The following is a 14564-nucleotide window of genomic DNA, read 5'->3' as shown; positions in this document are numbered from 1 at the left end:
GTTCACTCTGCCTTTAGCAACACAACCGGATCGAGCTTGGCAATTCGAGTCAGTGGCACGAACGATGAAGCCATCGTCACTGCGATCAGCAGCGCCGACGAAACTGCGAAGGTGATTGCGTCGCGAGGTGCGATACCGGAAATGATGTGCGACATGGACGTCGACATCATCCAGGCCCCTCCAAATCCTGTCCCCAACCCAATCATCATGAGAACCAGCACTTGCTTCATCATTGACAGGATGACGGTGCCTGGCGTCGCCCCGACCGCAAGCCGCACGCCGATCTCATGTTTTCGTTCTCCCACAGTGAGCGCCATCATTCCGCTGATGCCTGATGCCGTGATACATAACGCAATCACCGCGAAGACGCTCAGGAACATCGCGGTCATGCGCCGAGATGCAAGCCAGTCGCTGCGCACTTGCATCATCGGACGCACATCCGCTACCACGGCTTTCGGATCGATGTCATGCGCAATCCACCTAAGCTGGGCTCCCAGATCCGGAGAGGTCTGCGGACTCCGGATAACCAGGCTCATTGCAGCCTGAGAGGATTCCGCCAGCGACCCGTATACCTCATCGCTGGGGTCCTGATCGAGTCCGACGTGGCGGACGTCACTTACGACTCCGACAATGGAGAGCCACTTATCAGGCGAGACGGCAATCTGCTTTCCCACCGCGCTGCCATTCGGCCAATAGTGGCTGGCAAGGTGCTGGTTGACTATTACGACCGGCGTCGCTTCCTTCGTGTCCTGCTCGCTGAAGTCGCGGCCGGCAAGGATACGAGCGCCCAGCGTGCGGAAATAATCCGGCGTCACGATTCGAATAACCGGAGGGTTGGGCCTGGTTTCGTTGCGCTGGATGGCTTCCGCGTCGCGAACCTCGATCGGCACAGGCCCGTCTGATACAGCGTCGTGCAGCGGTATCGTACTCGCCAATCCGGCGGACTCTACTCCAGGCAGGCGTCGTATGCGCTGCAGAAGTTGCTTGAAGAACTCCTGGTGCGTTCCGTTCAAAATGTATATGCGCGACGTAAGGACCCCGCTTGGTTGAAATCCCGCGTCGACTCGTTCCAGATGGAGCACGGTACGCAGCGCCAGGCCGGCCCCCACCAGAAGGATCACGCAAAACGCAAGCTGCGCCGCAACCAGCGCGCCGCGGGTCTTCGAACTGATTCGACCGGATACGCTGACATTGCCTCTCTCCATCGTGAACGGCGGCATGAAGCGCACTCCAATGGATGGCGCCATTCCGATCACAACCCCACACGCCAACGAGAGCAAAAGACAAAAAACGATCGCGCCCTGCGTAAAACTGAGTTGTGAGGCAAGGCTGGTGAATTTCGCTGTGAAACTCACCAGCAACCCCAGGCTCCCATACGCAAAGATCAATCCGGCTAAACCGCCGAAGATCGCGAGCATGATGCCTTCCGTTATCATGGCGCGCAGGATTCGGTTTCGACCTGCTCCGAGGATCGTCCGAACAGCCAGTTCCCGGGTGCGCGCCAGCATTCGCGAAACCATGATTCCCGTCACGTTCGTGCATGCCAGCAGCAGCAGCAGGCCAACAGCCGCAGAGAGCACGATCAGCACTGGACGAATATCGTGGGAGAGCTCTTCATGGACCGGCCGCAAGCCGATCTCGTAGCCCTTCGCAATCGGATAATCATCCGGGTATGCGACCTGCAGGCGCTTGGCAATCTGGTTGAGATCGGTTTGCGCCTCGGCCAGCGTTACCCCGGGCTTGAGCGTTGCATACACATTCATCATGTGCCACTGGCGCTCATGCATCGCGTGCTCCCCGGAACGCGTGGGGCATGCCACAGTGGGCATGTACACATCGACTTCAGAGGGAAACTGTGGGATCGGCGGCAAGATACCGACCACGACATGCTCTTTGTCGTTCATGGAATACTTCTGGCCAACAACGTTGGGGTCGCCACCGAAGCTTTTTTTCCAGAAGTTGTAGCTAAGTATCAGTACGGGACGCGCATTCGGCGTGTCGTCCTCATCCATAAACGAGCGGCCATAGAGCGGCGTCACTCCCAGAATGCGGAAAAAATTCGCAGAAACCACCCCAGTGTCCACGCGGACGGGCTCTCGACCGCCAAGCAGGCTGAACGTCATCTCGTGGAATTCGACCAGCGCATCGAGGGTATGGTTTTGCGACCGATAGTCTTCGATTTCCTTCACGGAGAACCCCATGTTCTCCACGCCGACCCCGGGCTGGCGCTGTTGAAGATGTATCAGGTGATTGCCGCCAGAAAACGGTAGAGGCTGTATCAGAATTGCATTCGCCGCGATGAATGCCGTCGTACTCGCCCCAATAGCCATCCCTAGAATCGCGATCACGGCTATCGTGAACGACAAATCCCTCCGCATCAGCCGGAGCGCGTAATCCGCATCCTGGAACAGAATCTCCCGATGCTCTCGGAACGCGGTTGCGATCAGCCCGCAGGTGGTATTCACGAAGAACCGCAAATATGCAAAACGCCCCGCATCCCTTGCATCACGCTGCTGGTCGCGGAAAAGTGTCCGCATCTCACCTGCGAAACGGTCCTGAAAGTCTGTCGGAAGCAGGCGTAGGAGCGTACTCAAGAACCGTTCTTGCGCAGTTGGATTCGTTCTGACTCGCATGGTTCACCTCAGGCGTTCTGCGGGCCCAGAACATTCTTCAAACGCGCCAGTGCCAATACGCGCTCCATCCGCTCGGCTTCAGCTTCAGCCACTGTCCTGCCCAGCTTCGTCAGGCGATAGTAGCGCCGTCGCTGGTCGTCCAGGCTGAAGTCCGGACGCTCTGAAGATTCTTCAATCATCCCGTCTTCGAGCAGTCGCTTGATGATGCCGTACAGCGTCCCCGTGCTCAGATTGACTTCGTTGTCGGTCCTGCGCGCAATCTCCTTGCTGATCACGTAACCGTGCTTCTCACCATCGGCGAGCGCCAGCAGGACATGGAAGAGCGCCGGAGTCAGCGGCAAATAGGATTCGATCGTTCGTTTCTTGCCCAATGGAACCATCCTTCAATTCGACGCGGGCGTCGTCTGGATCTCAATTCCGCTCGCTCGTCATTTTCTCGTTGCATTCGCATGGCATACGGTGTACTACTACGCAACACGACATATATGCTCGTTCACAGACTGAGTCAAGAAAAAAATGGAGGCTTCCAATGAATTTGCTCCTTCCCCTGGCAATTGGAGTGGTGATTGGGGTCATTTCGGGGATGATTGGATTGGGGGGTGCCATTTTCCTGATCCCGATCCTTGTGTACGGATACGGTATGGATCAAAAGAGCGCTCAAGGAACTTCGCTCGCGACAATGCTTCTCCCAATTGGCGCCCTGGCGTTCTGGAAGTACTACAACGCCGGTCACGTCAACTTGAAGCTGGCAATGCTGCTGGCCGTAGGCTTTTTTGTCGGCGGCTACTTCGGAGGGACGTTTGCGCAGTTCGCGGCTGGGCTGCAACTCCGACGTGTCTTCGCTGCGTGTCTGCTAGGCGTAGCCGTGAAGATGTTCCTGCAGAGGTGAAGTGTGTCCTTTCCCGGATGCTCCTTTACCGCTTTCAGCACCAAGCGTTCTTAGCGCGGCGTCACGCTATCTGCTGAACCCATTGGCTTCGCCAATCTGGTGCGTCAAAGGGATCTGCGAAATACTGCGTCTCGTGCACTACCTTACCGTTGCGGAATTCCATGATGCTTACTGTGTACGCAGGCCGACCCTCGTAGGTGATGGTGTACTCCGTAACCCAAAGATCGCCTTTCCCGAGCATTCGCCTGACGTTGAAGCCTGACGGCTTGCCAGGGTGATGACTTCGCAAGGCTTGCAGATTGCTTCTCCCCAGGATGCGCTCGCCCGACTGGGGATAATCGCATATGGCATTGTCATCGTAAATTTCGTGCTCCGCGTCTAGATCCCCGCCTGCAGACGCATGCCAATGCGCATTTAAGACTTCACGGATCTGTTCGTCCTGCATGATTGCTCCCCTCCGAATTCTCGGCTTCAATAAGGATCTTCGTCCGTATGAGTGATATTTACACATTAGCGGAATCGAATGGGCGTGTTTGTGCCGGTGGAATTCCCCGTGATGTGGTGCCACCCGCCGATTACCTGCGAGGTAATTGCTGCGCCTCGCAAACTATCCGATATTAGGTCAGTAGCCGCCCAGAATCATCTGTGGCGCTACAGATCACACTGGAGGATCACATGCCGAACTATCCGATTCATACGATCGCTTCGTCTCCCGCAGGTTCAAAGTCGGGGCTCGAACAGCTGCAGCAGGCGTTTGGTGTTCTACCCAACCTCGCGGCCACGATTGCAAATTCACCGAAGCTCATCAATTCCCTCGTGGGCGTGTTTCAACAGGTTCACAGCAGCAGCCTCACCGAGCCGGAGATTCAAATCGTCCTCCTGACAGATGCAGTCGCGAATTCTTCCAACTATGCCGTGGCGTTCCATACGGCCCTGGCGCTCCAACAGGGAGTCAGTTCTGAAGAGACTGAAACTATTCGGGAGCGGCGCGTGCCCATGGACAAGCGATTTGCTGCGCTTTCCACCTTGGCAAGAACGCTCATTGAGAAGCGCGGGCACCTGAGCGATCAGGAATTCGATTCGTTCATCGCTGCCGGCTTCACGAAGGAACAGGTTTTGGAAGTTGTCGCCATAGTGGCAGCTTCGACGATCACAAACTACGCTGGAACCATCGCCAATCCGCCGCTGGAAGATCCATTCCGGCAGTACGCCTGGCGAGGGTGAAGGTGGAAAATGGTACCCCGGGGAGTCGGCCACTGGAAAGGTTCCGTCGCCCGGCCTGGCGTTGACAGGAGGAGATCGTGATGAGAACGCATTCCACTCCCGCAGTTCCTCAGCTCGGCGAATTGCTGCGCCACTGGAGACACTTGCGCGGCAAGAGCCAACTCGGCCTCTCGATGGACACCGGCATCTCACAGCGTCATCTGAGCTTTGTGGAGAGCGGGCGGAGTGCGCCGAGCCGGGACTTCCTTTCCATCGTTTCCGATGCTTTGAACATTCCCCTACGCGAGAGGAATGTTCTGCTGCTCGCGTCGGGATACGCCCCGCAATACAGCGAGCAAAATATGGATGCCGAGCAAATGGCGATCGTAACCCGGGCAATCGACCGGATGCTGCGGCAACATGAGCCTCATCCAGCGCTTGTGCTGGACCGGCACTGGAACGTGGTGCGAACCAATGAGGCCGCGCCGCGATTCTTTGGCTCCTTCGTCGATCTGGACATGAGACCCAAGCCACGCAATCTGCTTGACCTGATGTTCGATCCAGCGGGGCTGCGGCCCTTTGTTGAGGATTGGGAAAGGGTTGCTGCCGGCCTGCTGCAAAGGGTGCGGCGGGAAGCGGTGGGGCAGGTGGTGGATGCAGGGCTCCAAGAGCTGCTGCAGCGGCTGCGTAAGTATCCCGGCATCGAAGGATTGAAGCCGCCTCTGGCTCCTCAGAGTCCTGTGTTGCCTGTTACCTTTCGGCGAGGAAACGAGCGCTTCTCATACTTTTCTTTGATCACAACCGTCGGTACGCCGCAGTGCATTACTGCGCAGGAACTGCGAGTTGAGTGCATGTTTCCTAATGACGTCGAGGGAAAAGTGATTTGACGGGATACATGGATCGAAGACCAAGGCGCGATGGTGTGGTGAATTGAAGGTTGTGAAATCCCTGGCCTGGGAATCCAGAAATGGGGCACCCTCGCGTTATGCCGGGTGGGTTCCCAGAGACGTGGCCAACCACCAAACGCTATGGCTGATTACTTAGACGCTTCTGAATTGAGGTCAGACAAGCCGGGAGTGCGCGGCGCATATTTCGGCCATCGAATTTGTCGGGGCCTTGGTGAACCCAGCCTTTGGATATGCACAGAAAAGCGAGAACGACTGGCTCAGACAGAACTGTTGCCATAGGTGCTCAAGCCGGACTGTAGCCCCGGTGTCGCCTCTCGCCCAAAGTAACGCCACCATTTCTCCAAATGCGCGCACGCGACTGCCGTTAACTTGCGCGCGTCTGAGCAAACCGGTAACGAAGTTGGTAAATAGCTGATCGTCTGGCCAGTGATCCACCATGAAGCTGTTGAGGGCGGTGCTGGCATCAAGGGCTATGTATCGATCCTCCATCAACGCAGCTACCAGTTCGCCGTTGGTGGCGGCCAATCGACGTTCCAAAGCTTCAAGATGCTCTGGCGTTGCGATCACGATGGTGCTCTCGCCCCGCGTCAGGCCACCGGCCACGAATCCGAAAAGCGTGTCCAGCAAAACGTCGTCATTTTCATAGAACTGCGCAATGTGCTCGCAGGGAGCAATCTCGCCCCAGAATATTGGAGTAGTGCTTGAATGAAATTCCGCGTTGCTGCTCATTGCTTCACCTGAAGACTTATTGCTGCCGAATCGATCAGCACCAGAAATGGTGCCTGAGTTTGAGGAAACCTGCAAGGTAAAACGCTAAAGCCGGTGCTAAATCGGAGTCCCTGAATAAAGTCAGATGCCGTATCAAGTCTGGAGGATGTAGTGGCTCCGCGTATATCGAGCGTGTGACGCGTTTCTTCGGCAACTCTGTATGTCTCGCGTCCGACACACTTGTACTCGCGTCAGATTGCGCGGCCATCTTAGAGCATGATCTTGGCTATGTAAGTAGCCACATCCATGCCAATGACGGACACTCCTCCCCAGACAAACGCCGGATGCAGTCGATGCGATCTCATTGTGTCGACAAGGGCGCACACCAGAACGGTCCCCACGCAGAGGAGCAATACCCCAAAATCACTGTTGCCTCGAAACCCTCTCGCATATTCAGTGAGGCGACCGAATGCGGGACCAAGCAGGCTGAGCGTCGCCAGCAGCATCAACCGCTTGTGATAGTCGCCACGCCGGCGGAGAAAAATGGCAGCGCCAACCAGTCCAGCAAACACAACCAGAGCAAGGCCGTCAAAAGCGGCCAGCATCCACAAAAACCGGGTACTGTGAACATCGTGCGACCTGCGTGCGGCGGCATTCACCAGAGTAGGCATGCCTACCAGAATCACAAGCGATGCAAGCCCCACGCCGAACATCCCAAGCCGTCGGTGCAGATCGACGCGATGCCTCGCGATCAGCAAAGTTTGTGTCAGAAACAGCGCAATCCACGCCGTCATCACGAATCCGTGAGCATGCACGAGCAGCGTCAGATTCGGGTCGTGACGCAAGAGACGCAACGTGTAGAGCGGTATGAATCCTGCGAGTACTGTCACTGTGACAGCGACTGCTACAACTGAAAAATACCGATGCTCGGACAAGGCTATCGAGGTTGAATTCACAATCGTGAGACCTTGGAAGAGGTTGCCCGTTGGGTAGCGGTAGTGTATCCAAGTCCCCTTCGAACTGGATCGCTAGGACGCGTTTTCCGACACATGTTCGCTGACTTCGGGTCCGGCAGATGCAGGATCGACCGCCGCATCTTGCAGCATCTGCGCGTCGGCGAAGCGATAGCCCACGTATACATCCGTCAGCAGGTAGAGCGGCTTTGATGGATCGTCCTCGATTTTCTTGCGCAACTGGCGAATGAAGGTGCGCAGATACTCGACCTCTTCGCGGCATTCCGCGCCCCACACGGCGGTGAGCAGCTTGGCGTAAGAGACGACGCGGCCCGCGCGGCTCATCATGGTGTAGAGAATCTCGTACTCCTTGCGCGTGAGATGGACGGGCTGGCCGCCGCGGGTCACGCTACGCTTCGACGGGTTGAGGCGGATCTCTCCAATCTCGATGGGCGCATCTTCGGCGCGTGCCGGGGCATGCACCCTGCGGACCGCCGTACGGATGCGTGCAATCAGCTCACGGGTGCTGAAGGGCTTGGTGATGTAGTCATCGGCTCCGAGTTCGAGCGCTTCCACTTTTTCGCTTTCGCCGTCGCGCACCGTCAGCATCAGCACGGGCAGGCGGGGTGCAAATGTGCGGATACGGCGTAAAGTCTCAATTCCGCCGATGCCCGGCATATTGATGTCGAGAAGCACCACGTCGTACGGGCTGGAACGCAGCAACTGGAGCGCCTCCTCTCCGCGCGAGGCTTCGCTGAATTCAAATCCGAGCTCGGCGAGCGGCGGCCTGAGCGCGCGGCGGATGGCGGATTCATCATCGACGATCAGAATGCGAATGGCGGGCTGGTTCATTACGATTCCCTCTTTCGTGCCTGGGATGGGATGGCCGCATAAAACGTGTTGCCTTCATCCTGGTCGCTGGTGACCCAGACGTATCCATCGTGGATCGTCGCCGCGCGCTTGGCTACCGACAGACCGATGCCGGTGCCGGTGGCGCGATTGGCTGAGCCCGACGAACGATAGTAGCGATCGAAGATGCGTTCGCGATCGGCAATGGGAATGACCGGGCCGAAGCTGTGCACCGAGAAGATGACCTCGGCCTTTGACTGGATGGCGCGAATGGTGATCGTGGTGCCGTAAATCGCGTACTTGCAGGCGTTGTCGATGTATTGCGATAAAAGCATCGTGATCAAGCGCCGGTCGCAGCAGAGCACGAGGGTGTCGTCGGGCATATCGATTGCGACCTTCATCGAGGCCAGCCGCTCGCTGAGGCTGGCAACGACTTCGTCAATCAGGGCGGCAACGCCGACAGGCAACGCATGAACGGTGACTTCGCCGGCATCGAGCCGCGCAGTAGTCAACAGGCGCGTCGTCAAATCGTTGAGCAGGTCGGCCTGCTCATTGATGAGCGAGACGAGCTCGCCCTGGCCTGCGGAAAGCTTGCCCATCTCATTGAGTCCGGTGGAGGCTGCGCGTATGGCGGTGAGCGGCGTCTTGTACTCGTGCGCCAACGCATCCAGCACGGTAGAGCGAAGCTGCTCGGTCTGACGCTCGGTTTCGATGCGGCTCTCGTTAGCGAAGGCGCGGTAGCGGTCGAAAGTGATGGCCACCAGAGATGCAATTGCATTGTTGGTCAATGGACTGGTGTCGCCGCGCAGGACAACCGCACCGATGGGTGCGGCGCCAAGACGAACCACACGGCGTGCAATGCCTGTCTCCGGATCGTCGTCCGACGTCTCGAAGAAATAAACGTTCTGAGCGAGCTCTTGCGGATCGACGTTCCAGAAGCCGGCCTGGTAAGTCTCGTGCAGATCCGCGTCGAAGATGACGACGGCCTCGAGAGCGAATATCTCATGCACCAGTTCGACGAGCTGGGCGCCGGGTTCTACGTGCAGATTCATCTGCAGCGTGCGCCGCGTGAACTCGTAGAGATCCTGCATCTGGCCGCCCCAGGAATCGGTTTCGCGTGCGTGCTCCGTGACGCGCGCGGACAGGCGGCTGATGACCAGGGCGGTGAGAATGAACGCCACGAGTGTGACGGAGTTTGCCGGATCGGTGGCCGGATTGAGCCTGTTGAAGCGCGCTGCAAAGTAGCTATGCACGACCACCGCGGAAAGCGAGACGATCACGGCCTGCCAGAATCCGCACCAGAGAGCGGTGGGCACAACGATGAGCAGATAGAGCACTACGGCGACGGGAAGCAGCCATTGCAGCCAGTGCGCAAAGACCCCCACGAGCACTACAGAGACGATGCCGAGAGCGCACTCCGTTGAGAACAGGAGCACCTGCAGCCCGGAGCCGCGCGAGCGTCGCGACGCAAATGAGGCGCGGAGCGGAATGTAGGTTCCAGACAACCGTTACCGGCCTTTCCTTCGGATGCCATGAGGAGGAGCACCCGGGCAGTTGGATGAGCGCAACTCAATCCCGTTGACCGTGAGCAACCAGGAAACTCCGCGGCTATGACTCGAAGTTCTTTCTCCTGAGTCTGCGCGCCGATCTTCAAGGATTGCGCCGACTTCAGTGAGAACTCCCCGCGTGCACCTTCTTTTTTTCCAGGTGGGCTGGCATCGTGCGCAGGGAGATTGTGTCTAGATATTAACAGTTCCTCATTTGATCTTTATGCGAAGGAGCGGCGTGGACCCTCTGCGCGGCTTCAATGTCGTTCATTGCAAAGCCCCGCCAATTCGAGTTGTTCGGCGTGCGATGCGGCGGCTGAAATATCGAATTTCTTTCTTCAATCCTCATCCGTTCCTTATGCATTGTTTGCATTACTTGTGTTAAGCCGCAGCGATTCAAAAACCCCAAAAGGGAACAGCGCTCAAGGCGCATGACTTCATTATCTTTGCCCCGGCAAAGACACCGTCCCCGTGTGCCTTTCCGTGGCCCACCCAAAAGGTAGTCCGCACCAGAGAGATTGAGTCAACAACCTCACTTCTCGCATAAAAACTCATTTGATTCATACCCAAATCTTGTTCAGGAGGAATTGTGTCGATGCTCAGCAAGGTAAATCACATCATTCTCCAATCGTTGAGCGCCGCGGCGCTCTCCACAGCCGTTGCGGCGGGCGCTCAAGCTCCGACCACGCCGGCGCCTGCAGCGGCACTAACTTCTGCGTCAGCGGCGCAGGCCGATCCAACTCCCGCAGCTGCCCCAGCCCCTCTTTCCACGTTTGTTCTGACTGGTCCGCTGCAATGGTTGCCGCCGGCCACCTTCGACGCAGGACCGTTGGGCAAGCTGAACGTCAATGGCATTGTGACCGGTTTCTCGCAGTTCCAGAACAACCACGTGCCGGGAGACGACAGTGCGCAGGCCACTCTGAGCAACGGAAGTGTTTTCATTCAAAGAGCGGACGGGAAGGTGCAGTACTTCATCCAGGCGGGCATTTACACCATGCAGGCACTTTCAGCGCCGTTTGTTAATGCCCAGGACACGATGAAAAATTTCTATGGACCCGTTCCGGTCGCCTATCTGAAGTTGCAGGCGGCCAAGAATACGCAGTTCCTTATCGGCTCTCTTCCCACGCTGATGGGTGCGGAGTCCACCTTTACGTACCAGAACTTCAACATCGAGCGCGGCATCGTTTGGAACCAGGAAAACGCAATCAATCGCGGCATCCAGGTGAATCAAACTATGGGTAAGTACCTGAGCGCCGCGTTCAGCTGGAACGACGGATACTATTCCAACCGCTACTCGTGGCTCTCGGGTTCGGCCACTCTCACGAAGGGGCCTCATAGCCTGGTGTACGACGGGATGGGGAACCTCGGACAGACCAAATTTGAAACGGCGGCGACGCCGATCCAGAACAACGGCTACATGCACGCGGTGATCTATACGTTCACAAAGGGCCGGTGGATCGTTTCGCCGTATTTCCAGTACGGCAAGCTGCCAACCAACGCGAAGGTAGGCGTTATCAAGAGCACATCCGCAACCGGCGGCGCGCTCAACGTCAGCTACGCCTTCAAGAGCGGCTTCTCGCTTCCGGCGCGCGTGGAATACCTGACGAGTTCGGGCAATACAACCGACGGGTCGGTGAACATGCTGGGCTTTGGGGCCGGCAGCTCCGGCACCACTTTCACCGCGACGCCAACCTACCAAAAGGGAGGCGTGTTCGTTCGCGGCGATCTCGCGGTGGTGCATGCAACAGACTACACGCCGGGAAGCGTCTTTGGCACCACAGGAACGGCTGCCAACCAATTCCGAAGCGTACTTGAATTCGGCTTCATCTTCGGCAAAAACGTGACCGAAAAATAGCCGAATTGTTGAGAATCTTTCCGTCCTTGCGGTGGCATGCCTGCAAGCGGGGGCGCATGCACTCAGAAGAGCAGGTTTCTTCATTTCATCTTCATTAGTGCATACGTAGCATTCATGTAACCCCGAACCCTGAACGCCTGTGGCCCGATCGCAATCCGGCGAGCCTCACAACATCCCGCAGTTCAACCCGCGGGAGCCGACTCTAAGAATTTAATCTCCAGGAGAATCTACATGGCTGAAGAGAAAGCACCACAGATGCAGGCAACTTTGGGCCTTACCGGGTTGACCAGCAATGCAATGGCGCTGATTGCTCCCGGCGCCTTTCTATGGTTAACGTTTTTCATCCAGGCGACAACAGGGACCGCGGGCCAGCCTTCCACTGCACCGGCAATGTGGTGGGGCATTCTGCTTGCGCTGGGCCTCTGCCTGGCCACGGCCGTAGCCTACGCGGAGATCTCCAAGCTTTATCCAGGCACAGGATCCAGCTACTACTACGCTGAGCAGGCCCTGCTCTCCAAGGACAAGGCTTTCAAATACGCGCGAATCGCGAAGTTCATCGTCGGCTGGGGCTCTCACCTCTACTACTGGGTTTATCCCGGAGTGATGGTGGCGACCACCGGCATCTTCGTTGGCTACGTTGTCGGGTTTTTCTATCCGAGCTTCATCAGCGGATCGAATCCCGGGCCGGTCTTTATGGCCATGGTCGCCATCGTCTTCTCGTTCTTTGTGGCCTGGATCGCCCAGAAGGGCGCAGGCGCATCGACGGCGGTAAACCTGGCCATCAATGTTATCCAGATTTCCGCATTGCTGGTTTTCAGCGTGCTCGCACTGGGATATCGCGCCAATCATCCCGCTGGTTCGCCGGCGTTCAACTACGACGGGCAGTCTCTCGCGACCTATACCTACCAGTTCGCCACCGCCAAGGACGGCTCCATCGTTCGTGACGCAAGCGGCGTTCCCCAGCCTCAGCTCGATGCGGCCGGCAAACCGGTTGCGTTCACCATTGACTATCCGGCAACCGATGCCAGCGGCAATATTCTCACGCATACAAGCGCGAAGTCCGTGGTCTCGCCGCACAAATTCAGCTGGGTATTTATCCAGGCTACCGTCGCCATTCTGATCCTGGTTGGCTTTGAATCAGTAACTACAATGGGCGGCGAAGCTAAGAACCCGACTAAACATATTCCAATCGCCGTAATTGCTTCGTTGCTGATTCAGGGACTGGTCTGCTATCTGATCGAGTATTTTGCCGCAAACTACTTTCTGAACTCGGGGTATACGATGCAAAGTGCCGCGGGATCGGCGGCACCGATCGGCGACATGATGATTATTGTTGGAGACGCTCTGCTGGGACAAGGGCACGGCAAGTACTTCATGATCGTCGAAGCGGTCACAGTGTTCCTCGCGCTCATCGGCACTACGCTCAGTTGCATGAATACCGGGGCTCGCGTGACCTACGCGATGGGCAAAGACGACGAGGCACCTGAACACTTCGGCTTGCTCCACGCCGAGTCGCTCACGCCACGCCGTGCAATCTGGACGCTGGCTGCGATCTCCGCAATCATCGGCTGCATCGCAGTGTCGCTGGTGTTTGCCGATGGCAGCGCGCCGACCGACGCAACCATCGCTGCATTGCCGCACGGCCTGTTCTCGAGCTTCGGCTATTCGACGCACGACAGGTTGGCTTCGCTGCCCAATTCCCTGCTGACCATCACACTCACATCCAACTTCGGCACTTTCATTCTGTATGCTCTCAGCTGCTTCCTGTGCATGGTGGCGTTCCACAAGCGGCCTGACCACAGCTTTGTGAAACACACACTGATTCCCGGCCTGGGATTGCTGGCTAACCTGGCTTGCATGGCCGTCTACGTGCTTGGACCGTTCTTCAATCTCGGCACTAAGATGGAACCGCTGACGGCGCTTGGTATTTCCGGCGTCTGGGGCCTGTACGGTGCGGTTTACTTCCTGCGATCATCGAAGGCGAAGGGCAAGTCAGTGTTGCTGGAGGCGAGGAAGGTCGCTGGCTAGACCGGCGATAATTTCTCGACAGCCAAACACAAATGCTGGGTGGAATTCCTTCTCGGCTCGATTCCTAAGGCCGCGAGCGGAAACCACCCAGCGAATGAATCACTCCACGAACATAGGACCCGTTCGTGGGGTCCCCGAGTGAGGCGACCGGTCCATGTTGGATGTCGTGTTTGGTCAGGCAAGCGATCCCGGCAAAGTACGCACGAACAATGAAGACGCCATGGGGTCGTTTATTCCCAATTCCCGCCACCAGGCCCGTTCACACGGTTTTCTCTTTGTCGTTGCCGATGGCGTAGGTGGAATGGACCTGGGCGAAATCGCTTCATCCACTGCTGTCTCGGTTCTCGTACAGGAATTCGAGAAGGCACAAGGCGGCGCCATGCTTATCAGCCTGCTTCCGCGCCTGGTGCAGCACGCGAATGCCGCAGTCCACGATCGGACGCTGGCCCAGGAATTTCGCGGAAAGAAGATGGCAACTACGGCCGTGGCATGTGCCCTGCGCCATGACCAGGCCATTGTCTCGCACGTGGGCGACTCGCGCTGCTACCTGGTGCGCAATGGTGTCGCAAAGCAGATCACGCAAGACCATACGTGGGTCAACGAGCAACGCAAGATGGGCGTGATATCCGCCGCCGACGTTGCGACATCCGATTCGCGCCACGTACTGATCCGCTCACTTGGACCTGAGATGTTTGTCTCGCCCGACACCACGGCATTGAACGTTGCGCCTGGCGACATCCTGGTGCTGTGCTCTGACGGCCTGCACGATGAGATGCCCGAGACGACGATCGCCTCCATCGTGTCGCAGAACAAGCCGATCGATGAGATCGCGCAAGAATTGGTCGCGCGCGCAATCGAGATCGACGGCAATGACAACACCACGGCGCAGGTGGTGCGCATCCGTTCGGTCGAACAAGTGGGCATGTATCGCGGGCGTCCCTATCGGCTTCCCTCCTGATGTTGCCGCAAAGACTTACGAAATCCTTAGAGT

At 57.5% G+C, this 14564-nt stretch carries 13 protein-coding genes; 6 read left to right on the top strand and 7 right to left on the bottom strand.

What is annotated here, in order from left to right; all coding sequences use genetic code 11:
- Positions 1 to 2: 2 nt before the first annotated feature.
- The gene (locus VK574_RS10855; protein WP_472799866.1) at positions 3 to 2537 is read right to left on the bottom strand and encodes an ABC transporter permease; all 2535 of its coding nucleotides are present in this window, start codon (positions 2535 to 2537) and stop codon (positions 3 to 5) included.
- Positions 2538 to 2641: 104 nt separating this feature from the next.
- The gene (locus VK574_RS10850; protein WP_472799865.1) at positions 2642 to 3004 is read right to left on the bottom strand and encodes a PadR family transcriptional regulator; all 363 of its coding nucleotides are present in this window, start codon (positions 3002 to 3004) and stop codon (positions 2642 to 2644) included.
- Between VK574_RS10850 and VK574_RS10845 the strand changes: the two genes are divergently transcribed.
- Complete coding sequence (locus VK574_RS10845) at positions 3004 to 3522, top strand: sulfite exporter TauE/SafE family protein (protein ID WP_472799864.1); 519 nt, start codon at positions 3004 to 3006, stop codon at positions 3520 to 3522. The genes VK574_RS10850 and VK574_RS10845 overlap by 1 nt on opposite strands.
- Before the next feature lie 61 nt (positions 3523 to 3583).
- On the opposite strand, the gene VK574_RS10840 is transcribed toward VK574_RS10845, so the two are convergent.
- Positions 3584 to 3967 carry a nuclear transport factor 2 family protein gene (locus VK574_RS10840; protein ID WP_472799863.1) on the bottom strand — a complete coding sequence of 128 codons (384 nt, stop codon included), beginning with the start codon at positions 3965 to 3967 and terminating at the stop codon, positions 3584 to 3586.
- Positions 3968 to 4197: 230 nt separating this feature from the next.
- Here VK574_RS10840 and VK574_RS10835 point away from each other — a divergent pair, with 230 nt between their 5' ends.
- Entirely contained in the window at positions 4198 to 4746 is a 549-nt protein-coding gene (locus VK574_RS10835) for a carboxymuconolactone decarboxylase family protein (protein ID WP_472799862.1), read from the top strand.
- An 80-nt stretch (positions 4747 to 4826) separates the two neighbouring features.
- Positions 4827 to 5612, top strand: a complete 786-nt coding sequence (locus VK574_RS10830; protein WP_472799861.1) for a helix-turn-helix domain-containing protein — start codon at positions 4827 to 4829, stop codon at positions 5610 to 5612.
- A gap of 174 nt (positions 5613 to 5786) precedes the next feature.
- Here VK574_RS10830 and VK574_RS10825 read toward each other — a convergent pair whose 3' ends face one another.
- The 4 genes from VK574_RS10825 to VK574_RS10810 form a co-directional block, all read right to left on the bottom strand.
- On the bottom strand, positions 5787 to 6362 hold the full coding sequence (locus VK574_RS10825; protein WP_472799860.1) for an MEDS domain-containing protein: 576 nt from the start codon (positions 6360 to 6362) through the stop codon (positions 5787 to 5789).
- Positions 6363 to 6610: 248 nt separating this feature from the next.
- Positions 6611 to 7231 (bottom strand): hypothetical protein, encoded by a 621-nt coding sequence (locus tag VK574_RS10820; protein WP_472799859.1) that lies wholly within the window; start codon positions 7229 to 7231, stop codon positions 6611 to 6613.
- A gap of 138 nt (positions 7232 to 7369) precedes the next feature.
- Positions 7370 to 8146, bottom strand: a complete 777-nt coding sequence (locus VK574_RS10815) for a response regulator transcription factor (RefSeq protein ID WP_472799858.1) — start codon at positions 8144 to 8146, stop codon at positions 7370 to 7372.
- Complete coding sequence (locus VK574_RS10810) at positions 8146 to 9648, bottom strand: sensor histidine kinase (RefSeq protein WP_472799857.1); 1503 nt, start codon at positions 9646 to 9648, stop codon at positions 8146 to 8148. Before VK574_RS10810 ends, VK574_RS10815 begins: the two co-directional genes overlap by 1 nt.
- A 637-nt stretch (positions 9649 to 10285) precedes the next feature.
- Here VK574_RS10810 and VK574_RS10805 point away from each other — a divergent pair.
- The 3 genes from VK574_RS10805 (at position 10286) to VK574_RS10795 (ending at position 14531) form a co-directional block, all read left to right on the top strand.
- Complete coding sequence (locus tag VK574_RS10805) at positions 10286 to 11545, top strand: outer membrane beta-barrel protein (RefSeq protein WP_472799856.1); 1260 nt, start codon at positions 10286 to 10288, stop codon at positions 11543 to 11545.
- 231 nt (positions 11546 to 11776) lie between these two features.
- Positions 11777 to 13573, top strand: a complete 1797-nt coding sequence (locus VK574_RS10800) for an APC family permease (RefSeq protein WP_472799855.1) — start codon at positions 11777 to 11779, stop codon at positions 13571 to 13573.
- Positions 13574 to 13727: 154 nt separating this feature from the next.
- The gene (locus VK574_RS10795; protein ID WP_472799854.1) at positions 13728 to 14531 is read left to right on the top strand and encodes a PP2C family protein-serine/threonine phosphatase; all 804 of its coding nucleotides are present in this window, start codon (positions 13728 to 13730) and stop codon (positions 14529 to 14531) included.
- Positions 14532 to 14564 lie beyond the last annotated feature (33 nt).

Source organism: Occallatibacter sp., assembly GCF_035317045.1.
GTDB lineage: Bacteria > Acidobacteriota > Terriglobia > Terriglobales > Acidobacteriaceae > Telmatobacter.
The sequence above is the reverse complement of the archived record's forward strand: the minus strand, read 5'-3'. Positions and strand labels throughout refer to the sequence as shown.

Bases quoted from the DNA above. Each gene is read 5' to 3' on its own strand.
- VK574_RS10855 (WP_472799866.1), bottom strand. From the start codon at position 2,537: ATGCGGACACTTTTCCGCGACCAGCAGCGTGATGCAAGGGATGCGGGG.
- VK574_RS10845 (WP_472799864.1), top strand. From the start codon at position 3,004: ATGGAACCATCCTTCAATTCGACGCGGGCGTCGTCTGGATCTCAATTC.
- VK574_RS10840 (WP_472799863.1), bottom strand. From the start codon at position 3,967: ATGCAGGACGAACAGATCCGTGAAGTCTTAAATGCGCATTGGCATGCG.
- VK574_RS10835 (WP_472799862.1), top strand. From the start codon at position 4,198: ATGCCGAACTATCCGATTCATACGATCGCTTCGTCTCCCGCAGGTTCA.
- VK574_RS10830 (WP_472799861.1), top strand. From the start codon at position 4,827: ATGAGAACGCATTCCACTCCCGCAGTTCCTCAGCTCGGCGAATTGCTG.
- VK574_RS10825 (WP_472799860.1), bottom strand. From the start codon at position 6,362: ATGAGCAGCAACGCGGAATTTCATTCAAGCACTACTCCAATATTCTGG.
- VK574_RS10815 (WP_472799858.1), bottom strand. From the start codon at position 8,146: ATGAACCAGCCCGCCATTCGCATTCTGATCGTCGATGATGAATCCGCC.
- VK574_RS10805 (WP_472799856.1), top strand. From the start codon at position 10,286: ATGCTCAGCAAGGTAAATCACATCATTCTCCAATCGTTGAGCGCCGCG.
- VK574_RS10800 (WP_472799855.1), top strand. From the start codon at position 11,777: ATGGCTGAAGAGAAAGCACCACAGATGCAGGCAACTTTGGGCCTTACC.
- VK574_RS10795 (WP_472799854.1), top strand. From the start codon at position 13,728: ATGTTGGATGTCGTGTTTGGTCAGGCAAGCGATCCCGGCAAAGTACGC.